Genomic DNA, 20,839 nt, shown 5'->3' with positions numbered 1-20,839 from the left:
CGTTTCATTTTAAAATTCTAGCTTCTTTGAGCCCAATTTAAAACGCCTCCAAGGCGCTCGTCATTGGGCTGTTCTTCTGACAAAAGAAAAAGTCTGAGACAAGTGTCGTCCCAAACTTCCTATCGTCCCAATAATCGTGCAAAGAAGCCTTTTGATTTTTCCTGCGCATGCGCCTTGACTTCTTCCAGTTCTAGCTTCAATACATCCTTATCTGCCATCGCTTTCAAGGTCAGTTGCTGCTGCTGATCCAGCTGCTTATCCTTTTCAGAAATCTGAACATCTTTTACGCGCAACTGCTCGTCTTTTTCAGCAATCTGCTTGTCTTTAACTTCTAGCTGTTTATACAGACGGCTGATCTCATCATTTTTTTCATCCACCAAGATTTCCATCAGCTCACGTTGCTTGACTTCTTCGCTGATCGGCTCATCTTCAAAAATGGTAGTCTTATAAATTTCTTCTAACTTGACAAGGCCTGCCCGATTGACAACCGTTACACCCTTTTCATTTTTTTCAACGAACTCTTCTGGAAGAGACTTGACACGGTTGTTCATCGCCTGGCGACTAACTCCCAAAATCTCTGCTAATTCGCTGACTGTCTTTTCAATTCCCATAATATCCTCAATTGCTTGATTTTTCTTGTTTGTATCATTAAAATATTACCACAACCACCTAGTCCTGTCAAATTTTCCTACCATTTAAAGCAGGCTTCAAGCCCTTTTATGATACAATAAATAGAACAAGGCATCACAATTTTGGAAAAGGATAGCTTATGACACAGTTTGATACCATTATTATCGGAGCAGGTCCTGCTGGCATGATGGCTGCTATTGCAGCGAGTTTCTACGGTCAGTCAACCCTACTCATAGAAAAAAATCGCAGACTCGGCAAAAAATTAGCCGGAACTGGCGGTGGGCGTTGCAACGTGACCAACAACGGGATACTCGAGGATCTGCTCGCTGGCATTCCTGGAAACGGGCGCTTCCTTTACAGTGTTTTTTCACAATTTGACAACCACGATATTATCCAGTTCTTTGAAGACAATGGTGTCAAATTAAAAGTCGAAGACCACGGCAGGGTCTTTCCAAAGACAGACCGTTCCCAGACCATTATCAAAGCGCTTGAGATGAAGATGCTTGACTTGGGAGTTGACATCCGGACAGATACCGAGGTCCTCTCGGTCAAAAAAATCGATGAAGTCTTTCATCTTAAAACAGCACAGGAGCTGTTCACAAGCCACAAGGTGATTGTCACAACAGGTGGCAAGACCTATCCCTCAACGGGTTCTACTGGCTTCGGGTACGATATTGCCCGCCATTTTAAATTGGCTGTCACTGACATTGAAGCAGCTGAAAGTCCCCTCCTGACCGACTTCCCTCATAAGGCTCTCCAAGGAATCTCACTTGATGATGTCACTCTCCGTTATGACAAGCACGTCATCACCCACGATCTCCTCTTTACGCACTTTGGACTCTCTGGTCCTGCTGCTGCCCTAAGGCTGTCCAGCTTCGTCAAGGGTGGAGAAACAGCCTACCTAGATGTTCTTCCACAGATGAACAAGGAAGAGTTGACCACCCTCTTAGCGGATCAACGGGAAAAGAACCTCAAAAATGTCTTGAAACATCTGATGCCCGAACGCTTAGCAGAATTTTTTGCCAGCCCCCACCCGCTCACGGTCAAGCAGCTCTTGCCTAAAGAAATAGAGCAGCTGATCACCACCATCAAGGCCTTACCAATTCCCATTACAGGAAAGATGTCCTTAGCCAAATCATTTGTGACCAAGGGTGGTGTCGACCTTAAGGAAATCAATCCCAAAACCCTAGAAAGTAAGAAAGTTGCAGGACTGCACTTTGCAGGTGAGGTTCTGGACATCAATGCCCATACAGGTGGCTTTAACATCACCTACTGTCTCTCTACTGGCTGGGTCGCAGGAATGCAACCGATACCGCTTTCATAAAATTCAAGGAATACCTTTAATTTTTTTGTACTTTTATGTGTTATAGATATAGAACAAAGAGACAGAGAGAGGAGAAAATGTATGCGCTACAATCATTTTGGACAAGCAATCGGAGATGCCTTAGAAGGCTTTTACGAGGGAGTGGGACAGAAATCGGTAACTCGCAAGAGTTCGATTTCGTTGTCCTCGCTTTCTAATTTCTAGGCTCAGGTATCAATAGTCACTCCCCTGACTATTGATATACGTCAAACTGTTAAAGCTATAAAATTTAAGGACACATGAGACTTTTATCCCAGCTTCATGGCCCTGCAAGCCCTGCTCAACATTGGACCTATTTATCCATCACCCCTTTTACCGAGCGGAGCGATTTTCACCAGTACCTGGCAGACATGATGGCCTCTACCGATCCCTACTACCTGACCATTATCGACAAAGCATCTAATCGAGCTGTTGGGACTTTCGCACTCATGCGCATCGACACCAAAAACCGAGTGATAGAGATGGGCTGGGTCATTTACTCTGACGAGTTGCAACAAACACGCCAAGCAACCGAAGCCCAATATCTCGTGATGAAATATGTCTTTGAAACACTGAAATATCGCCGTTACGAATGGAAATGCGACCATCTCAACCAGCCTAGCAGACAGGCAGCTAAACGCTTGGGATTTACCTACGAAGGAACCTTTCGTCAAGCTGTCGTCTACAAAGGAAAAAACAGAGATACGGACTGGTTCTCTCTGCTAGATAAAGAATGGCCAGACAAAAAGCAGGCTCTCGAACAATGGCTTGCAGATAGCAATTTCGACGCTGACGGGCAGCAATTGATCCGCCTATCTCAACTTCATACCAATGCCACCCCCTCTAACACTCTATCCTAAAAGGAGATCTTTCATGATGAAACTAACTCTCAATTCCATTTCAAAACAATTTGACCAAAAGGTCATCCTACAAGATGCCTCTTTCACCTTTGAACAAGGAAAGATTTATGGACTTCTCGGCAGAAATGGGGCAGGAAAAACCACTCTCTTTAACTGCATCGCCCGCAACCTCGTCCTTGAGCAAGGCAGCATTCAGTTTGAAGAAGAGGGTCAACTACACGATTATGACTCGACCGATATCGGCTTTACCCAGACCTATCCGCAGCTTCCTGCCTTTATGACAGCCTTTGAATTTGTCCGTTTTTACATGGATATCCACAAGGACAAACTCCGGCACCATCGCACCCCTGCAGAATGGCTGACACTCGTTGGCATTGACGAAGGCGACCAACACCGCCTGCTCAAGGATTTCTCCCACGGTATGCAAAACAAGGTCCAGCTCCTCCTTTCGCTGATTGTACAGCCATCGGTTCTCTTGCTCGATGAACCGCTGACCTCGTTTGACCCTGTTGCTGCCCATGAGTTCAAACAGCTCATTCGCGAGGCTAAAAAAGATTCCGTCATCATCTTTTCTACCCATATCCTCCAATTGGCTCAAGACCTCTGCGACGAGATTGTCCTCTTGCACCATCATACATTACAGACTGTACCAAGCGAGCGCCTGCACGATGCTGATTTTGAGCAAGAGGTGGTCAACTTACTGGTAGATAAATAGGAGGTGGAACATGAAAGACATTTTACGCTACATCTGGTATCAAGAAACCTTCAACCTCAGCAAGCAGGTCAATGGTTTGCTCTACTACCTTCGAAAAATCCCCTTGGTTGGCTCATCCATTCCTGAAACAGTCTATCGCTCTTACAGCCTCAAAAAAATCCTCTTTTACATTTTCACTCTTCTAGCTGTCCCCTTGCGTTTTTTGACTAAGTTTATCTGGCTGACAATCTATGTGATCATCGCTAATGGCGCTATCAATCTAGCTATGGGCGCTGACCCCGTACCTTTTACACTTCACCCAGAGGGCTACTTGCTTGGGTTTGCCATCTGGTTTGGCATGACAGGACTGATGTATCGCTTTTCGCAAGGTTTTGAACCAGTCATTTCCAAGGGAAATCGAGAATTTATGGTGAATTTCAAACTCTCCCAAAAACTCTTTTTACAAAGTCAATTGTTGGTGGAGCCTATTCTTCATAGTCTGGCCTATATTCCTGCTTTGATAGTCTTGAGCGGTCTAGCACATCAGTGGCTGATTCTCCCAGTTGGTATCTTCACTCTTCCTACTGCTCAATTAGCCGGCTTTGCTTGTAATTTCTGGTTCTTTAAACGCCATAGCTTAGTGAAGCGTTGGTCTTGGCAAGGTTGGGGAGCTATCATACTCGGCTTTGCCTTTGCACTTCTTGCCTTTTTCAAACGAGATGCACTCAATGCCTACTGGCTACTAGCTTTACTGGTTGTCCAAATTCCTCTACTCATCATCAGCCTACGCTCTGTCCTCGCCTTTGACAAGGCAGCTGAATTCCTCAGCTTCCGCATGGAAGAGTCCCTTGCGCTAGATAAGCAAATCTTCCAGATGACCCAAGGCAACGAATATACCCGTCAGGGGCTCAAAATGCAGGAAAAATTGAGCTTGGACAAGCAAAAAGACCTGTCTCATCTGACAGGTATGACCTACCTCAATGCCCTTTTGTTCCAGCGCTATCATAGTATTCTTACAAAAGGTTTGAAAAAACGGCTAACTTTCTTACTCGTCGTTCCTACTCTATTTGCGACGATTGGATTCTTTGCACACGAACCTATCCAACTACCGGAGGAAGGATTGATAGCACTCTTGCCATTTACCCTCATGATCATGTATGCAGGCTCTCTCGGTAAGACAATCACCCAAATGGTCTTTGTCAACTGCGACATCTCCATGCTCCATTATCCATTTTATCGGGAGCCTAAAACCATTTTGGCTGGTTTTAACTACCGCTTTATCCAAACGCTAAAATTTAACAGCATTTTTGCCTCTGCTCTCTTTCTCATTATCATGCTTATAGGACATTTCCAGTATTCGTGGCAACTGATTCTTCTGACTGCCTACCTCATACTCAGTATCACCGTCCTCTTTTCCTTCCACGACCTCTTTATCTACTACATTCTCCAGCCTTTCACCAAGGACATGGACATTGTCAACCCTCTCTATCGTATTCTCAGCGGAGCCCTCTATTGGCTAGCTTATCTCAATACCCAACTAAAAATCGAAAGTCCACTATATATTCTGGGCCTTTCCATCGGGATTAGCCTTTATGTCGGAATCGGCTATCTGATTCTGCTCAAAAAAGCACCCAAGACCTTCCGTTTGAAATAACATAAAAGTTCGAGATATTCCCCTCGAACTTTTTAGTATGTTAGCCCCCTGAAAGAAATCGGAAACCCGCAGTAACGGCTACCCCAACTGCCACAGCAAGCAAGATGTTCTTGGTTTTTAAAACAACAAGGAACGTCGGGAGTAGGGCGAGGGTTTCAATCGGCAAAAACCTTGGAAAGCTCCCCACTTGTTCATCAACAACGCTCGATAAAGTCAGCGCAAAGATGATGGAAATTGGTAGAAAGCGCAAGAATCTCAGAGCAAGCGGTGGCAGAGATTTTCCCTTGCTTAAGACAAAGGGCAAGACCCTAGGCACCCAAGTTACTACTAGCGCAACGAGAATGGCCAAGAACACGTACCTATCAATCATCTACCATCACCCCCCACAAAACATCCGACCAAGGTTGTAATAAGAACCGCAATGTAGCTTGATACCACCATTACTAGCTCCATATAAGCCACAAATACACTCAACAAAATCAAGCCAATCTTCTTCAAAGGCAGTTGTCTAGCCATGGCTTCCAGTTGTCCAGCAAAAATTCCTGCAAACATGGCAACCAAAGCAAAATCAAGCCCCAACTGTTCAGGATTCGGAATGAGCCCGCCGATGAGATTGCCCAGAATGGTAAAAACAACCCACGAAACGTAACTCGCTATATTATTGCCATACATCCAATCGGGAGACACCTTCGGATGTTCCAAATGCTTGCGCAACAAGACACCGTATGATTCATCCGTCAACAATGAGCCAATCAAAAGGTTAGAAGCCAAGGAATTCTCCTGAAACATGGTGGCCGTATGCAGGCTCAATAGAAAGTGACGCAGATTGACGAAAAAGACGGTCACCGCAATCGACATCAAAGGCGCACCTGCTAAAATCATGGCACACATGACAAATTGCGCACTTCCTGCATACACAACTAGGCTCATCAAGCCCATTTCCAAGGGTGAAATGCCTGAATTGACCGAAACAATCCCACAAGCTAGCCCGATACTCGCATAACCCAGGACTGTTGGAATCGCATCAAGCGCTCCTTCTTTCACCAATGATGATTGCACATCCTTCTCCTTTCTCAACTCCTGTATCTATTTTTCTAGTATAAGCTAGAAAAAACCTATCGTCAACCTTTTCAAGATAGTTTCAGAAAGTTATCATTTCTATACATAGTCTTTTGAATTCACTTTGAACTTTCATTAGGAGATGAAAAAAAGAGCCTGTCGGCCCTACATTCACTACAACAAATCGTCCAGCATTTCAAATGCCAGACTCGGTTGGGCATTTAAGTCTAGGGAGGCTAGATTTTCCTTGTTCCACTCACTCACAGCTGCTAGGGCAATCATGCCCGCATTATCGCCACAGAGGCGTAAAGGCGGAATAAGAACCTCCACATCGCTGATTTCTTGCGCCAAGCGCTCACGCAAGCCCTGATTGGCCGCCACACCGCCCGCGACCACCAAGGTCTTAACAGGATATTTTTCGAGAGCCTTTTTAGTTTTGGCGAGTAAAATATCCATAACACAGGCTTGAAAAGAAGCAGACAAATCCTCATTGGACAGACGTTCTCCTCGCTGTTCGGCATTGTGATAGAGATTGATAAAGGCTGATTTTAAACCTGAGAAAGAAAACTCCAGATTGTCCTCTTTCATCATGGCACGCGGAAAATCATAGATGTCTTCTCCCTTGTGCGCCAATTCATCGATGACACGACCCGCTGGATAAGGCAGCCCCATGACACGGCCGACCTTGTCATAGGCTTCACCGACTGCATCATCACGCGTTTCTCCGACAATTCTATACTCGCCAGGCGCTGGCACATAGACCAACTCGGTGTGACCACCAGAGACTAGTAAGGCTAGCAAGGGGTATTCTAATTCCTTGATACTGCGCGCCGCCATCAAATGCCCTGCCATGTGATTAACAGGAATCAACGGCAAATCATTTGCCCAAGCAAAGGCTTTTGCCGCGGATAAGCCGACTAGAAGCGCTCCGACCAATCCTGGTCCATAAGTCACCGCAACCGCCGTCAAATCCCTAGCCTTTATCCCAGCCTCCTGCAAGGCTTCTTCAATGCAGACCGTTATCACTTCGACATGGTGACGGCTGGCTACTTCAGGAACCACTCCGCCGAAACGCTTGTGGCTTTCGATTTGACTCGCAATCACATTGGACAACAAGTCCGCATCATTTTTTAATACCGCAACCGAGGTCTCATCACAAGAGGTCTCAATCGCAAGGATATATCTATCGTTCATCTTTCTCTCTTTTCATCACAATGGCATCTTCTACCGGACCATGGTAATAGCCCTTGCGTCTGCCAATTTCTTCAAATCCATAGCGCTCATATAAGCCTTTCGCACGCTGATTGGAAGCCCTGACCTCTAAAAATACCGAACCTGCAAAGGACTTGATACAGTCCAGCAAGCTCCCCGCAATTCCCTGACCTTGAGCGTCTTTTTTCACAGCAATCTGCAAGATTTCCAACTCATCTGCCAACTGCTGGACAGCTAGAAAGCCAAGAATGTCACCACCCTGTTTTGCCAGATAATAGACCGTCTCTGGCTGCACCAAGTCTCTTTCCATCTGCTCGACCGTCCAAGGAGAGGTGGTATAGACATCTGCCAAGATTTCATAGAGGGCTGGTGCTAGTTCTTCCTGACCCCGATATTCTTCAACTTCTATCATACGCGCTGGATATAGCTTTCTTTATTTTGTTCCTCGTGCTCTTTGAGCCAATTTTCCTCTGCTTCGACCCGCTTGAGGTAGCGCGGTTCAAAAGACATGACCTCGCTTGTTGGAGCAGCTGCTCCGTCCAAGGCGAGTTGATAGGCAGACGGCAAGGTCGCTTGATAGTGAGCTTGCGGTAAGACTTCTTTTATCTGTTCAATAAAAACCTCTACTTCGCCTACAAAGGTCACGCGCTCATAGTCTTTGACCTCTTCTAGCAGGCTCTCAAAAGACAGATAGGCATCCGCCTTGACCGACTGACCATCTTTATAAAAACCAGCGTAGACATGATTTCTACGCGCATCAATGACTGGCACGACTAGACCATCCACACCTTTTGGCACCAAGGTCTGCAAGCTCGAAATCCCCACCAAGTCAATTCCCAAGGTATAGGCCAAGGTTTTAGCTGTCGCAACCCCAATCCGCAATCCCGTGTAAGACCCTGGTCCCTGCGCTACTACGACGCGCTCCACATCAGATGGCTGCCAACCTACGGACTGCATCAAAAAGTCGATTGTCGGCATCAAACTGATGCTATGATTTTTCTTAACTGCAAGGGTCATTTCTGTCTGCAAACGCCCATTTTCTACCAAGGCCACCGCCAAGGCTTGATTGGACGTATCAAGCGCTAATACTTTCATTCTTTACTCTCTTTACACGATTCTGTTCCTCTCTATTGTAAGCTATCTTGCCTTTTTTTTCAATTCTGGGCAATCTCTCCTCTTGAAAACAGCTTGAAAGGCGATTGATTTTTCATTTTCCTACCAATTCCTTTTACCAAAAGCCCCTTTTATGATATAATAGTAAAAAAATCACAACTAAAAATGACAACTCTAGAAAATGACATACAAATTGACAAGACTATCTTCGTGGTAGCCTAGTCTGTTCGGTGGCATAAAAAACAGCCTACACCTTACAAAAAACTCGGAGTTTGAGCAGTTTGCTTACACTCTTACTTTTTTATAGTCCGAACTATTTGCCATAGACTTGTCATCAATGAAAGGAAACACATGATTTATAAAGTATTTTACCAAGAAACGAAAGATTCTACCCCACGCCGTGAACAAACACGCGCCCTCTATCTTGATATTGATGCCAACGATGAATTAGAAGGCCGCATCATCGCCCGCCAATTGGTGGAAGAGCAGACTGCTTACAACATCGAATTTATCGAACTCTTGTCTGAAAACCACCTTGAGTACGAAAAAACTCACGCAGATTTTAGCATTACGGAGTTTTAACCCATGTCAGTTCATCTAAAATCACAAGAAGTCGGCGTATTCGCCATTGGTGGTTTGGGAGAAATCGGTAAAAATACCTACGGAATCGAATACCAAGACGAGATTATCATCGTTGATGCAGGGATTAAATTCCCAGAAGACGATTTGCTCGGCATTGATTACGTCATCCCAGACTATTCTTACATCGTTGATAACATTGACCGCGTCAAAGGGCTGGTCATCACCCACGGTCACGAAGACCACATCGGAGGCATTCCCTTCCTGCTAAAGCAAGCCAATATCCCAATTTATGCTGGACCACTTGCCCTTGCCCTTATTCGTGGGAAACTGGAAGAACATGGTCTCTTACGTGATGCCACCCTCCACGAAATCAACCACAACACCGAGGTGACCTTTAAACAACTCAAAGTCAGCTTCTTCCGTACAACCCACTCGATTCCAGAACCCCTCGGTATTGTGATTGATACCCCTCAAGGGAAAATTGTCTGTACAGGAGACTTCAAGTTTGACTTTACACCTGTAGGAGAGCCTGCTGATTTACACCGCATGGCGGCCCTTGGAGAAGAAGGTGTCCTTTGCTTACTGTCTGACTCAACCAATGCCGAAATCCCAACCTTTACCAATTCAGAAAAAGTGGTCGGCCAATCGATTATGAAATTAATCGAGGGCATTCATGGACGGATTATCTTTGCATCCTTTGCCTCAAACATCTTCCGCCTGCAACAAGCTGCCGATGCCGCTGTCAAGACAGGTCGTAAGATTGCCGTATTCGGTCGCTCCATGGAAAAAGCCATCGCAAATGGGATTGAATTAGGCTATATCAAGGTTCCAAAAAATACCTTTATCGAGCCAAATGAAATTAAGGAATATCCTGCCAGCGAGATTATGATTCTCTGTACGGGAAGTCAAGGTGAGCCAATGGCGGCCCTTTCTCGCATCGCACACGGTACCCACCGCCAAGTTCAATTACAACCCGGCGACACGGTTATCTTCTCATCTAGTCCTATCCCAGGAAATACAACTGGCGTTAATAAGCTCATCAATATCTTGATTGAAGCTGGTGTAGAGGTTATCCACGGTAAGATTAACAATATCCATACTTCTGGACACGGTGGTCAACAGGAGCAAAAACTCATGCTCCGTCTGATTAAGCCAAAATTCTTCATGCCTGTCCATGGTGAGTACCGCATGCAAAAAATCCACGCCCAGCTCGCTATGGATACTGGCATTCCTAAAAACAACATTTTCATTATGGAAAACGGAGATGTCCTTGCCCTCACAAAAGACAGCGCCCGGCTGGCAGGTCATTTCAACGCTCAGGACATCTATGTGGACGGAAACCGTATCGGGGAGATTGGAGCCGCTGTCCTCAAAGACCGTAGAGACCTGTCCGAAGACGGTGTCGTCCTTGCAGTTGCAACCGTTGATTTCCAATCACAGATGATCCTTGCAGGACCAGATATCCTCAGTCGAGGCTTCATCTATATGCGGGAATCAGGCGACCTCATTCGTGAAAGCCAACGCATCTTATTCAACGCGATTCGCATTGCGCTCAAAAATAAAGAAGCCAATATCCAATCGGTCAACGGAGCCATCGTCAATGCCCTCAGACCATTCCTCTATGAAAAGACCGAACGCGAGCCCATCATCATCCCGATGATTCTCACACCGGATAAATAAGATACGCAAACGTATGGAGCAATCCATACGTTTTTTGGCATGCTCAAAAAGGATACCTTTTGGTATCCTTCCCTTGATTGTATTTGTCAAAAATCAAACACTAACCTTGTGAACTCACCGTGACGAACTCTAGTTCTATCTGCGATTTCGTTGCTTAGTTAGATGTTGATCTTTATAGAGTATTAATACAAGTCTAGGTAGTGTTCAATCTCCCACTGCGAAACGTAAGTCGCATAGCTTGCCCACTCGATTTTCTTAGCCTCGACAAAATTGGTAAAAATGTGTTCTCCCAAAGCGGCTTTTACAACATCATCTTTTTGCAAGGCCTTAATCGCATTATGAAGCGTAGATGGCAAGTCCACAATGCCCGCTTCTTGGCGCTCTGCCTCACTCATTGCATAGATATTGGATTCTACTGGCGCTGGTGCTTCAATCTTATTTTCGATACCATCTAGGCCTGATTCTAGCAAGACTGCCATAGCCAAGTAAGGATTTGCAGTCGGATCAACCGAACGCAACTCCAAACGCGTTCCCATGCCACGAGACGCCGGTACGCGGATCAATGGCGAACGATTACGACCAGCCCAAGCGATATAAACAGGTGCTTCAAATCCCGGTACCAAACGCTTGTATGAGTTTACCGTTGGATTCATAATCGCTGTATAACTGTAAGCATGTGTCATCAAACCACCCAAGAAATGATAGGCTGTTTCTGACAACTGCATCCCGTGAGGGTCTGCTGGATCATAGAAAGCATTGTTGCCTTGGCTATCAAAAAGCGACATATTGCAGTGCATTCCAGAGCCCGCAATTCCAAACTTCGGTTTTGCCATAAAGGTTGCATACAGACCATGCTTGCGAGCAATGGTTTTAACAACCAATTTGAAGATTTGAATATTATCACAAGCCTTCAAGACATCCGCGTATTTGAAGTCAATTTCATGCTGCCCCACCGCTACCTCGTGGTGGCTAGCCTCTACTTCAAAGCCCATTTTCGTCAAGACATTGACGATCTCACGCCGAGTATTATCCGCCAGATCCGTTGGAGCAAGGTCAAAATAGCCCCCCTTGTCATTCACCTCAAGCGTTGGATTGCCATTTTCGTCCATTTTAAAGAGGAAAAATTCTGGTTCTGGTCCCAAGTTGAAAGAGGTGAAACCTATTTTTTCCATGTGGCGTAGCGCCTTTTTCAAATTCCCACGAGGATCTCCTGAAAAGGGCTCACCCTCTGTCGTATAAATATCACAAATCAAACCTGCTACACGGCCATTTTCATCCCCCCAAGGAAAAATCGTCCATGTGTTCAAATCAGGATAAAGATACATGTCTGACTCATTGATACGGACAAAGCCTTCAATGGAAGAGCCGTCAAACATGGCCTTATTTGATAGCACCTTATCTACTTGTTCATCAGTGGCTGGAATCTCAACATTTTTCATAATTCCTAGGATATCGGTAAACATCAAGCGAATGAAGGTCACGTTCTTCTCTTGAATATCCCGTTTGATATCCGCTACTGTAATTGACATAAATGGTCTCCTTTTATTGTTTGAATATAAGATTCCTATCCGTATGGATGGCTAACGAAAGATACTGGTAGGGTTAGAAAAGCGCCCTTGGTTGCGGAGTTCATCACGGAGGATCCGACGTACATCTTCATCTGTCAAGGTTTCTGTCTCTTTCGGAGGTCTAGCCTGACGATTAGCATACTCTTTCTTAATCGCTGCGATATTGAGACCCTCATTTAAAAAATCCTTGATTTCCAATAGCTGGTCCATATCGTTGAGCGAGTAAAGTCTACGATTGCCCTCATTACGGTATGGATGAAGCAAGCCCTGCTCTTCATAATAGCGAATCTGACGAGCGGTTAAATCGGTCAATTTCATCACACTACCAATCGGAAAAACCGCTAAAGATCTACGAAATTCTTTCTCTCTCATGATAAGCTCCTTTCTGCCTACCATTATAGGAGAAATTCGCTCATTCGTCAATATTTTATGTCATATTTTCTAACATCATTCGTTTTGTAATCGCTTTTTTATTTTACCAATATCGGAATTTACTAAAATCGCCACAAAGACACCTACAAATGTCTCAAAGACACGAACAAAGACATACTGAATGGCATTTCCCGATGGAATGGATAAGGTGATAATCAGCAGAGCTGCTACCCCTCCGATAATCCCTGGTTTATTATTCATGGCCACATTTGTCATAATCGTTAACATGACACAAATCGGAACGACAACCAACGTGACCAAAGGGTGCTCATGGAAGAATTGATCTAAGATGAAAAAGAGCAGGGCATAGAGACCACCGATGGAGTTCCCAAGAATACGCGAAGCACCAAAATGCACACTCTTATCAAAATCCTCCCGCAGACTGAAAACAGCTGTCAGCGCTGCAATCTGCGCCCCCTGACGACTGAAAAAACCAAAGAGTAAAATCACCCAAAAAACCGCTACTCCTGACTTCAAAGTCCGCATGCCCAACTTAAACTGCTTGGGATTAAATCGATATTTTTTAAACATACTTCAACTTTCTCTCCTCATCTAACATCCACTTACCTACTATTATACCACTAATCTTCCAGCCTGCCTCCCTCAAATCGATTTCGATAAAACAACATTCTAACGCCCCACTAGGTTCCACTATCCTCATCATCAAAAAAGGGCGGACTAAGCCACCCTTTTGCTATTATTTCGATTTCATTCCTTTTGATGTTTAGCAGAAACTCTACGCGATGCACAGAAAAGGTGCCTATCGACACCTTTTCTAGTCTTCAATCATGAGAAGATTATTTTTCAGTCAATGCTGCGAGTCCTGGCAACACTTTACCTTCCAACAATTCCATTGATGCTCCACCACCTGTAGAGATCCATGAGAATTTGTCGGCCCGGCCAAGGTTGATGGCAGCTGCCGCTGAGTCACCACCACCGATGATTGATTTCACTTCTGGTTGTTTCACAATGGCATCCATGACGCCGATTGTTCCCTCTTGGAAATCAGGATTTTCAAAGACACCCATAGGTCCATTCCACACAACTGTCTTCGCACCTGTAAGAGCTTCGTCAAATTTTGCGATTGATTTTGGACCAATATCAAGACCGAGGAAGCCTGGATCCACAGCTTCGCCTTCTGTATCTTTCACTTCAGTATAGCCTGCAAAAGCATTTGCTTCTTTTGAGTCAACTGGTAAGATCAATTTCCCATTTGCTTTTTCAAGAAGAGATTTCGCTATATCAAGTTTATCTTCTTCTACAAGGGAGTTTCCGATTTCGATACCTTGTGCTTTATAGAAGGTGTAGGTCATTCCACCACCTATAAGGACTTTATCCGCTTTTTCAAGAAGGTTTTCGATTACACCAATCTTATCAGAAACTTTTGAACCACCAAGGATCGCTACGAATGGACGGACTGGATTTTCAACTGCTTCTTGAATATAGGCAATTTCGTTTTCAAGAAGGAAGCCTGCAACAGCTTTTTCAACGTTTGCTGAAATACCAACGTTTGAAGCGTGCGCACGGTGAGCTGTACCGAATGCGTCATTGACAAAAATACCGTCTCCGAGCGAAGCCCAGTATTGACCAAGTTCTGCATCGTTTTTAGATTCTTTCTTACCGTCAACATCTTCAAAACGAGTATTTTCAACCAAAAGAACTTGTCCATCTTCTAGCGCATTGATCGCTGCTTCAAGCTCTGCTCCACGAGTTGCTCCTGGAATGAAGACAACCTCTTGACCTAATTTTTCTGCCAAGTTAGCAGCAACTGGTGCAAGGGATTTTCCTTCCTTGTCAGCCTCTTCTTTCACACGGCCAAGGTGAGAAAAGAGCACTGCACGTCCACCCTGCTCAAGAATGTACTTGATAGTAGGAAGCGCCGCAGAAATACGGTTATCATTTGTGATTACGCCGTCCTTCAAAGGTACATTAAAGTCAACACGGACAAGGACTTTTTTTCCTTTCAAGTCAACGTCTTTTACAGTAAGTTTTGCCATTTTACAAAAACTCCTATTCTTTATTTTATACCTTACCATTATACCATATTTTGGAAATTATGGGAAAGATTTCACAAAAATTCACACTAGAAAGCAGGTATTTCACCAATTAAAAAGCGAGGTCAAACGACCTCGTCTTTCATTCGATTATTTTGCGATTTTTGCAAAGTACTCAAGAGTACGAACAAGTTGTGAAGTGTAAGACATTTCGTTGTCGTACCAAGAAACAACTTTCACCAATTGTTTGCCGTCAACGTCAAGAACTTTTGTTTGAGTTGCATCAAACAATGAACCAAATGAGATACCCACGATATCTGAAGAAACGATTGGGTCTTCAGTGTAACCGTAAGACTCGTTTGAAGCAGCTTTCATTGCAGCATTTACTTCATCAGCAGTAACGTTCTTTTCAAGAACTGCTACCAATTCAGTCACTGATCCAGTTGGAACAGGAACACGTTGTGCAGCTCCGTCCAATTTACCATTCAATTCTGGGATTACAAGACCGATAGCTTTTGCAGCACCAGTTGAGTTAGGAACGATATTTGCTGCTGCAGCACGAGCACGACGAAGGTCACCACCACGGTGTGGTCCGTCAAGAACCATTTGGTCACCAGTGTAACCGTGGATTGTAGTCATCAATCCTTCAACAACACCGAAGCTGTCATGAAGAGCTTTTGCCATTGGAGCCAAACAGTTTGTAGTACATGAAGCACCAGAGATAACTGTTTCAGTTCCGTCAAGAATGTCGTGGTTAGTGTTGAAAACGATTGTCTTAACATCATTTCCACCAGGTGCAGTGATCACAACTTTCTTAGCACCGTTTGCGTGGATGTGTTGCTCGGCTTTTTCTTTAGAAGCAAAGAATCCTGTCGCTTCAAGAACGATTTCTACACCGTCAGTAGCCCAGTCAATGTTTCCTGGTTCACGTTCTGCAGAAACTTTAACGAACTTACCGTTCACTTCAAATCCACCGTCTTTTACTTCGACAGTACCATCAAAACGACCTTGAGTTGTGTCGTATTTCAACAAGTGTGCAAGCATCACTGGATCTGTAAGGTCGTTGATACGAGTAACTTCAACACCTTCTACGTTTTGGATACGACGGAATGCAAGACGTCCGATACGACCGAAACCGTTAATACCAACTTTAACTACCATGAATGATTTCCTCCTTATGAAAATCGAGTTCTTTTATTTTAAAAGGGTACCCTTTTAATCCTTTTGTGAAAATCTTAACTTGCAAATATCCAAGTCACCTTTCAACATTTTTATTATATACTTATTCTGCGAAAATTGCAAGTTTTTGCTTAGCTAGAGACCGGATTTTTCACCAAAATCATACTAGAAAAAATTCTTGAAAAAGCAAAAGCCTTACAATCACATGAACCTCGCCATTGATTGCAAGACTTCTTACTCCAAATGGTCACTGGGCTTTACGATAGGTGAACCTTTGAACTCTCGGTCATCTTATTTCGACTGTCGTGCTCAATTGAATACCCTAGCATTTGCCTTTGCCAGACCGCAGCAATAGCATAGTTTTCCTTAGCGTTATAAATGATAAATTCCCTACCAAGCATGAACCACCTTATCACAAGCGTCATACACAATTCCCAGTCAGTAGCAAGTCGAAGATGCCCCTCCTGAGTCACTGTCCCGCCACAGTAAACAGGGCTTATTTACAATATCGTTGCCCACCATCATAAACTGAGGTGCAAGCGTTGGAAAACAAGGAGTCCATCATTTCGTAATTGAACTCGGACTAAAAATAAACGAAACGACAGCCCGTGTCATTACCTATCTCATTTTCTCTAGAATAGGACGATAGTCTTCAAAACTTACCTTATCCGAGCCATATCGAATCTCTGGGGCAATACCTGCAATGTATGCCAAGACAGGGCTTATATCCTTAACTGGTGCACCCAGACCTAATTTTATAATCTTTTTCTCGTCTAATTTAGTGATAAAAATAAGCTGAGGTTCATCCCCCACAATAGCCTGTCCACGGCGTTTAATCGCAGCCGTCCGCTCATAGTAGATAGCAGAAACAGTATCTAAATCAATGAAATCGAATTCCCAATTACTGATGAAATGATTCTTATAAACAGCAAGATAGAATTCTTGGTAAAAATCCGCCTTCTCTGGTAGCGCAGTGACACCACCTGGCAACTCTGGAAAGAGTTGTTCAAATCTTGCATAGCGAGCAATCCGCTCTTTTGCCTTACTATACTCTAATACTAATAAAGTAACAAAAACAAGAATAATTACCAAGGGAATCCCTACTGTAAATAAGCTAGTATCCGTCCCTGCTGGGGCGTCGGTAACAAATATCTTCCAAAAAATCCAACCAACAAAGGCTGTAAAAGCTGTCCAGAGAATAGGTGTAAATAAAAAACCTGTATTTTTCCTCATGATTCGACTCCTCTATACATCGTAAAAAAGATGAGGAAACTTGAATCCCTCATCTTTTAATAGTTTATTAAGCGTTCCCACCATTTTTCTTGATGATCTCGTCTTGTACTGACTTAGGCACATCTTCATAGTGGTCAAATACCATCATGAAAGTACCGCGTCCTTGTGTAGCTGAACGAAGAACAGTTGCGTAACCGAACATTTCAGCAAGTGGCACGTAAGCACGAACGATTTGTGTGTTACCACGCGCTTCCATACCATCTACACGTCCACGACGAGCTGTTACGTGTCCCATCACATCACCAAGATTATCTTCTGGTGCAGTAATCGTTACAAGCATCATCGGTTCAAGGATAACAGGTTGTGCAGATTTCGCCGCTTCTTTAAGGGCAAGAGAAGCCGCAACTTTAAAGGCTGTTTCAGATGAGTCGACATCATGGTATGAACCATCATATAGTTTTGCTTTCACATCAACAATTGGGTATCCAGCAAGAACACCGTTGGCCATTGATTCAACCAATCCTTTTTCAACCGCTGGGATAAATTCACGTGGAACCACACCACCGACGATTGCATTTTCAAACTCGAAACCTTTTCCTTCTTCGTTTGGAGTAAATTCAATCCATACATCACCGAATTGACCTTTACCACCTGATTGACGTTTGAAGAATCCACGAGCTTGCGTTGAAGCACGGAATGTTTCACGGTAAGATACTTGAGGAGCACCTACGTTTGCTTCCACTTTAAACTCACGACGCATACGGTCAACAAGGACATCCAAGTGAAGCTCACCCATACCAGAGATAACTGTTTCACCAGTTTCAACGTTGGTTTCAACGCGGAATGTTGGATCTTCTTCAGCTAATTTAGAAAGGGCAACACCCATCTTATCTTGGTCTGCTTTCGATTTTGGCTCAACCATCAATTGGATAACTGGTTCTGGAACGTTGATAGACTCAAGGATTACTTTTGCTTTTTCATCTGTCAATGAGTCACCTGTTGTTGTATCTTTCAAACCAACGGCAGCAGCAATATCTCCAGAGTAAACTGTTTCGATTTCTTGACGGCTGTTCGCGTGCATTTGAAGGATACGTCCGATACGTTCACGTTTTCCTTTAGAAGTATTCATCACGTATGAACCAGAATTAAGGACACCAGAGTACACACGGAAGAATGTCAAACGACCTACGAATGGGTCTGTCATGATCTTGAAGGCAAGGGCTGCAAATGGTTCTTCATCTGAAGCTGGACGCTCTTCTTCTGCATCTGTATCCGGGTTGATCCCTTTGATAGCTGGAATATCAACTGGGCTTGGAAGGTAATCGATAACCGCATCAAGCATCAATTGAACCCCTTTGTTCTTGAAGGCAGAACCACACAATACTGGATAGAATTCTACGTTGATGGTTGCTTTACGGATCGCAGCTTTCAATTCTTCATTTGTGATTTCTTCACCTTCAAGGTATTTCATCATCAAATCTTCATCTGTTTCAGCAACTGCTTCTACCAATTTTTCTCGGTATTCTTGAGCTTGTTCAAGGTATTCATCTGGAATATCTTCTTCAAGAATGTCTGTTCCGAGGTCATTTGTGTAGATTTCGGCTTTCATCTTGATCAAATCGATGATTCCACGGAAGTCATCTTCTGCACCGATTGGCAATTGGATTGGGTGAGCATTTGCTTGCAAGCGCTCATGAAGAGTGCTTACTGAATAAAGGAAGTCTGCACCGATCTTATCCATCTTGTTGGCAAATACGATACGAGGAACACCGTATTCAGTTGCTTGGCGCCAAACGGTTTCAGTTTGTGGCTCAACCCCTGATTGTGAGTCAAGAACGGTTACCGCACCGTCCAATACACGAAGGGAACGTTGTACTTCGATAGTGAAGTCCACGTGTCCTGGTGTGTCAATGATGTTTACACGGTGGTCATTCCATTGTGCAGTTGTCGCAGCAGATGTGATGGTGATACCACGCTCTTGCTCTTGCTCCATCCAGTCCATTTGTGAAGCACCTTCGTGCGTTTCACCGATTTTGTGGATTTTACCAGTGTAGTAAAGAATACGCTCAGTTGTAGTTGTTTTACCAGCATCAACGTGGGCCATGATCCCGATATTACGAGTTTTTTCCAATGAAAATTCGCGTGCCATTATGTTCTCCTATATTTGTTAAATTTATTTACATCTCATTATAGCATATTTTAGAAAAAAACGGATAGGCAGGACCTACCCGTTATAAGATGTTTTAGTTTGTAAGGTGCTTAAGAAAGGGAGGCGACTGTTCAGCTTTAGCTGCTTCAGTGAGGTATTTTGCTAGAGTTTTCAAACTCTTCCGTGCATTTCCCACTTGGGCTAACATTTGCTCAAGACCTCCACGTCTTATCTTACCATCTGAAGTGTGCAAACGCACGGTTCGCTTCTGCCATACGGTGAGTATCTTCACGTTTCTTAACAGCTGCACCTGTGTTGTTTGCTGCATCCATGATTTCTTTTGCAAGACGGTCAACCATAGTGTGCTCACCACGGTTACGCGCAATGGTTACCAACCAACGAAGTCCAAGAGTTGTACGACGTTCTGGACGAACCTCAACTGGGACTTGGTAGTTAGAACCACCGACACGGCGTGCACGTACTTCAAGTACAGGCATGATGTTTTCCATCGCTGTTTCAAATACTTCAAGTGCATCATTTCCAGTAGCTTCCTTGATTTGATCAAAGGCACCGTATACGATAGAAGCCGCTGTACCACGTTTTCCATCAAGCATAACGCGGTTGATCAAACGTGTTACTAATTTTGAATTGTAAAGCGGATCTGGCAATACTTCGCGCTTAGGCGCTTGGTTTTTACGACTCATTTATCTTTATCCCCTTTCTTACCCTTTTGGACGTTTTGTACCGTATTTAGAACGGCCTTGTTTACGATCAGTTACACCTGCTGTATCAAGTGCACCACGAACGATATGGTAACGTACCCCTGGAAGGTCTTTTACACGTCCACCACGAAGAAGCACCACGCTGTGCTCTTGCAAGTTGTGTCCGATACCTGGGATATAAGCAGTTACTTCGATCAAGTTGCTCAAACGTACACGAGCGAATTTACGAAGGGCAGAGTTAGGTTTTTTAGGTGTCATTGTTCCGACACGAGTTGCAACACCACGTTTTTGTGGTGAAGAAACGTTTGTTTGAACTTTTTTGCGGCTGTTGTAACCAACGTTCAAAGCTGGTGATTTAGATTTTTCTACTTTAGACTTACGTGGTTTACGTACCAACTGGTTAATTGTAGGCATCTACATTCTCCTGTATAAATTTTTATTTTTGGTTGATAGAGCACTTGGTGACAGCCCCTATCTGTGTGTACTTTGCAACTATTTGTCAGCACGTCTCTGTACACTTTTGAGAGACCAAAAGTAAAAAGTACCGTTTATCATCATATCATAAACGGCACTCTGTGTCAACTATCTTTGCTGGAACTTCACGAACTTCACGACGTACGCATGAAAAGTTTCCCAGTGAGCTTTCGTCCTTAGAAAGCATTTTAAAACAGGCAAAACATTCGGTCTCCCCAGTATTGAATCTACTTCCCAAATAATTGTGGTAAATAGTCCTCCA

The 20,839-nt window shown here is 44.0% G+C and carries 22 protein-coding genes; 7 read left to right on the top strand and 15 right to left on the bottom strand.

The window, feature by feature from the left end; all coding sequences use genetic code 11:
* Positions 1 to 119: 119 nt before the first annotated feature.
* Positions 120 to 611 (bottom strand): DUF536 domain-containing protein, encoded by a 492-nt coding sequence (locus E4T82_RS10565; RefSeq protein ID WP_075098527.1) that lies wholly within the window; start codon positions 609 to 611, stop codon positions 120 to 122.
* Positions 612 to 769: 158 nt separating this feature from the next.
* On the opposite strand from E4T82_RS10565, the gene E4T82_RS10560 reads away from it, so the two are divergent.
* The 5 genes from E4T82_RS10560 to E4T82_RS10545 all read left to right on the top strand — a co-directional run bounded on the left by E4T82_RS10560 (position 770) and on the right by E4T82_RS10545 (position 5,180).
* Positions 770 to 1,954, top strand: a complete 1,185-nt coding sequence (locus E4T82_RS10560) for an NAD(P)/FAD-dependent oxidoreductase (RefSeq protein ID WP_135182759.1) — start codon at positions 770 to 772, stop codon at positions 1,952 to 1,954.
* An 81-nt stretch (positions 1,955 to 2,035) separates the two neighbouring features.
* A complete protein-coding gene (locus E4T82_RS13050) occupies positions 2,036 to 2,158 on the top strand; it encodes a hypothetical protein (protein WP_265588333.1) in 123 nt (40 codons plus the stop codon).
* A gap of 74 nt (positions 2,159 to 2,232) precedes the next feature.
* Positions 2,233 to 2,832: a GNAT family N-acetyltransferase gene (locus E4T82_RS10555; RefSeq protein WP_135182758.1), complete on the top strand. Its 600-nt coding sequence runs from the start codon at positions 2,233 to 2,235 to the stop codon at positions 2,830 to 2,832.
* A gap of 16 nt (positions 2,833 to 2,848) precedes the next feature.
* Positions 2,849 to 3,547, top strand: a complete 699-nt coding sequence (locus E4T82_RS10550) for an ABC transporter ATP-binding protein (RefSeq protein ID WP_135182774.1) — start codon at positions 2,849 to 2,851, stop codon at positions 3,545 to 3,547.
* A 10-nt stretch (positions 3,548 to 3,557) separates the two neighbouring features.
* Positions 3,558 to 5,180 (top strand): hypothetical protein, encoded by a 1,623-nt coding sequence (locus E4T82_RS10545; protein ID WP_135182757.1) that lies wholly within the window; start codon positions 3,558 to 3,560, stop codon positions 5,178 to 5,180.
* 40 nt (positions 5,181 to 5,220) lie between these two features.
* On the opposite strand, the gene E4T82_RS10540 is transcribed toward E4T82_RS10545, so the two are convergent.
* From E4T82_RS10540 to tsaB, 5 genes are all read right to left on the bottom strand, one after another.
* A complete protein-coding gene (locus tag E4T82_RS10540; RefSeq protein WP_135182756.1) occupies positions 5,221 to 5,550 on the bottom strand; it encodes an AzlD domain-containing protein in 330 nt (109 codons plus the stop codon).
* Positions 5,547 to 6,239: an AzlC family ABC transporter permease gene (locus E4T82_RS10535; RefSeq protein ID WP_135182755.1), complete on the bottom strand. Its 693-nt coding sequence runs from the start codon at positions 6,237 to 6,239 to the stop codon at positions 5,547 to 5,549. Before E4T82_RS10535 ends, E4T82_RS10540 begins: the two co-directional genes overlap by 4 nt.
* Before the next feature lie 174 nt (positions 6,240 to 6,413).
* A complete protein-coding gene (tsaD, locus tag E4T82_RS10530; RefSeq protein ID WP_135182754.1) occupies positions 6,414 to 7,433 on the bottom strand; it encodes a tRNA (adenosine(37)-N6)-threonylcarbamoyltransferase complex transferase subunit TsaD in 1,020 nt (339 codons plus the stop codon).
* Complete coding sequence (gene rimI / locus E4T82_RS10525; protein ID WP_135182753.1) at positions 7,423 to 7,863, bottom strand: ribosomal protein S18-alanine N-acetyltransferase; 441 nt, start codon at positions 7,861 to 7,863, stop codon at positions 7,423 to 7,425. The genes tsaD and rimI overlap by 11 nt, the downstream gene beginning before the upstream one ends.
* Entirely contained in the window at positions 7,860 to 8,546 is a 687-nt protein-coding gene (gene tsaB, locus E4T82_RS10520) for a tRNA (adenosine(37)-N6)-threonylcarbamoyltransferase complex dimerization subunit type 1 TsaB (RefSeq protein WP_135182752.1), read from the bottom strand. Before tsaB ends, rimI begins: the two co-directional genes overlap by 4 nt.
* A 369-nt stretch (positions 8,547 to 8,915) precedes the next feature.
* Here tsaB and E4T82_RS10515 point away from each other — a divergent pair, with 369 nt between their 5' ends.
* Together E4T82_RS10515 and rnjA are read left to right on the top strand one after the other, a co-directional pair.
* Positions 8,916 to 9,146: a DNA-dependent RNA polymerase subunit epsilon gene (locus tag E4T82_RS10515; RefSeq protein WP_135182751.1), complete on the top strand. Its 231-nt coding sequence runs from the start codon at positions 8,916 to 8,918 to the stop codon at positions 9,144 to 9,146.
* A 3-nt stretch (positions 9,147 to 9,149) separates the two neighbouring features.
* A complete protein-coding gene (rnjA, locus tag E4T82_RS10510) occupies positions 9,150 to 10,826 on the top strand; it encodes a ribonuclease J1 (RefSeq protein ID WP_135182750.1) in 1,677 nt (558 codons plus the stop codon).
* A gap of 182 nt (positions 10,827 to 11,008) precedes the next feature.
* On the opposite strand, the gene glnA is transcribed toward rnjA, so the two are convergent.
* From glnA to rpsL, 9 genes are all read right to left on the bottom strand, one after another.
* Positions 11,009 to 12,355, bottom strand: a complete 1,347-nt coding sequence (glnA, locus tag E4T82_RS10505; protein ID WP_135182749.1) for a type I glutamate--ammonia ligase — start codon at positions 12,353 to 12,355, stop codon at positions 11,009 to 11,011.
* A gap of 51 nt (positions 12,356 to 12,406) precedes the next feature.
* Positions 12,407 to 12,766, bottom strand: a complete 360-nt coding sequence (locus tag E4T82_RS10500) for a MerR family transcriptional regulator (protein ID WP_135182748.1) — start codon at positions 12,764 to 12,766, stop codon at positions 12,407 to 12,409.
* 75 nt (positions 12,767 to 12,841) lie between these two features.
* Entirely contained in the window at positions 12,842 to 13,357 is a 516-nt protein-coding gene (locus E4T82_RS10495) for an FUSC family protein (RefSeq protein WP_135182747.1), read from the bottom strand.
* A 266-nt stretch (positions 13,358 to 13,623) separates the two neighbouring features.
* Positions 13,624 to 14,823 carry a phosphoglycerate kinase gene (locus E4T82_RS10490; RefSeq protein ID WP_135182746.1) on the bottom strand — a complete coding sequence of 400 codons (1,200 nt, stop codon included), beginning with the start codon at positions 14,821 to 14,823 and terminating at the stop codon, positions 13,624 to 13,626.
* Between the two features lie 147 nt (positions 14,824 to 14,970).
* On the bottom strand, positions 14,971 to 15,981 hold the full coding sequence (gap, locus tag E4T82_RS10485) for a type I glyceraldehyde-3-phosphate dehydrogenase (RefSeq protein ID WP_075098542.1): 1,011 nt from the start codon (positions 15,979 to 15,981) through the stop codon (positions 14,971 to 14,973).
* A gap of 636 nt (positions 15,982 to 16,617) precedes the next feature.
* Complete coding sequence (locus tag E4T82_RS10480; protein WP_135182745.1) at positions 16,618 to 17,232, bottom strand: hypothetical protein; 615 nt, start codon at positions 17,230 to 17,232, stop codon at positions 16,618 to 16,620.
* A gap of 67 nt (positions 17,233 to 17,299) precedes the next feature.
* On the bottom strand, positions 17,300 to 19,381 hold the full coding sequence (gene fusA / locus E4T82_RS10475) for an elongation factor G (RefSeq protein ID WP_135182744.1): 2,082 nt from the start codon (positions 19,379 to 19,381) through the stop codon (positions 17,300 to 17,302).
* 233 nt (positions 19,382 to 19,614) lie between these two features.
* Positions 19,615 to 20,085: a 30S ribosomal protein S7 gene (gene rpsG / locus E4T82_RS10470; RefSeq protein ID WP_067087676.1), complete on the bottom strand. Its 471-nt coding sequence runs from the start codon at positions 20,083 to 20,085 to the stop codon at positions 19,615 to 19,617.
* 18 nt (positions 20,086 to 20,103) lie between these two features.
* Positions 20,104 to 20,517: a 30S ribosomal protein S12 gene (gene rpsL / locus E4T82_RS10465; protein WP_018379166.1), complete on the bottom strand. Its 414-nt coding sequence runs from the start codon at positions 20,515 to 20,517 to the stop codon at positions 20,104 to 20,106.
* Positions 20,518 to 20,839: the final 322 nt, after the last annotated feature.

Origin of the sequence: Streptococcus cuniculi, from assembly GCF_004570575.1 — a bacterium.
In the GTDB taxonomy this organism is placed as follows: Bacteria; Bacillota; Bacilli; order Lactobacillales; family Streptococcaceae; genus Streptococcus; species Streptococcus cuniculi_A.
The sequence above is the reverse complement of the archived record's forward strand: the minus strand, read 5'-3'. Positions and strand labels throughout refer to the sequence as shown.

Excerpts from the sequence above, each read along its gene's own strand:
- E4T82_RS10565 (WP_075098527.1), bottom strand. The coding sequence starts at position 611 with ATGGGAATTGAAAAGACAGTCAGCGAATTAGCAGAGATTTTGGGAGTT.
- E4T82_RS10560 (WP_135182759.1), top strand. The coding sequence starts at position 770 with ATGACACAGTTTGATACCATTATTATCGGAGCAGGTCCTGCTGGCATG.
- E4T82_RS13050 (WP_265588333.1), top strand. The coding sequence starts at position 2,036 with ATGCGCTACAATCATTTTGGACAAGCAATCGGAGATGCCTTAGAAGGC.
- E4T82_RS10555 (WP_135182758.1), top strand. The coding sequence starts at position 2,233 with ATGAGACTTTTATCCCAGCTTCATGGCCCTGCAAGCCCTGCTCAACAT.
- E4T82_RS10550 (WP_135182774.1), top strand. The coding sequence starts at position 2,849 with ATGAAACTAACTCTCAATTCCATTTCAAAACAATTTGACCAAAAGGTC.
- E4T82_RS10545 (WP_135182757.1), top strand. The coding sequence starts at position 3,558 with ATGAAAGACATTTTACGCTACATCTGGTATCAAGAAACCTTCAACCTC.
- E4T82_RS10540 (WP_135182756.1), bottom strand. The coding sequence starts at position 5,550 with ATGATTGATAGGTACGTGTTCTTGGCCATTCTCGTTGCGCTAGTAGTA.
- tsaD (WP_135182754.1), bottom strand. The coding sequence starts at position 7,433 with ATGAACGATAGATATATCCTTGCGATTGAGACCTCTTGTGATGAGACC.
- rimI (WP_135182753.1), bottom strand. The coding sequence starts at position 7,863 with ATGATAGAAGTTGAAGAATATCGGGGTCAGGAAGAACTAGCACCAGCC.
- tsaB (WP_135182752.1), bottom strand. The coding sequence starts at position 8,546 with ATGAAAGTATTAGCGCTTGATACGTCCAATCAAGCCTTGGCGGTGGCC.
- E4T82_RS10515 (WP_135182751.1), top strand. The coding sequence starts at position 8,916 with ATGATTTATAAAGTATTTTACCAAGAAACGAAAGATTCTACCCCACGC.
- rnjA (WP_135182750.1), top strand. The coding sequence starts at position 9,150 with ATGTCAGTTCATCTAAAATCACAAGAAGTCGGCGTATTCGCCATTGGT.
- glnA (WP_135182749.1), bottom strand. The coding sequence starts at position 12,355 with ATGTCAATTACAGTAGCGGATATCAAACGGGATATTCAAGAGAAGAAC.
- E4T82_RS10500 (WP_135182748.1), bottom strand. The coding sequence starts at position 12,766 with ATGAGAGAGAAAGAATTTCGTAGATCTTTAGCGGTTTTTCCGATTGGT.
- E4T82_RS10495 (WP_135182747.1), bottom strand. The coding sequence starts at position 13,357 with ATGTTTAAAAAATATCGATTTAATCCCAAGCAGTTTAAGTTGGGCATG.
- E4T82_RS10490 (WP_135182746.1), bottom strand. The coding sequence starts at position 14,823 with ATGGCAAAACTTACTGTAAAAGACGTTGACTTGAAAGGAAAAAAAGTC.
- gap (WP_075098542.1), bottom strand. The coding sequence starts at position 15,981 with ATGGTAGTTAAAGTTGGTATTAACGGTTTCGGTCGTATCGGACGTCTT.
- E4T82_RS10480 (WP_135182745.1), bottom strand. The coding sequence starts at position 17,232 with ATGAGGAAAAATACAGGTTTTTTATTTACACCTATTCTCTGGACAGCT.
- fusA (WP_135182744.1), bottom strand. The coding sequence starts at position 19,381 with ATGGCACGCGAATTTTCATTGGAAAAAACTCGTAATATCGGGATCATG.
- rpsG (WP_067087676.1), bottom strand. The coding sequence starts at position 20,085 with ATGAGTCGTAAAAACCAAGCGCCTAAGCGCGAAGTATTGCCAGATCCG.
- rpsL (WP_018379166.1), bottom strand. The coding sequence starts at position 20,517 with ATGCCTACAATTAACCAGTTGGTACGTAAACCACGTAAGTCTAAAGTA.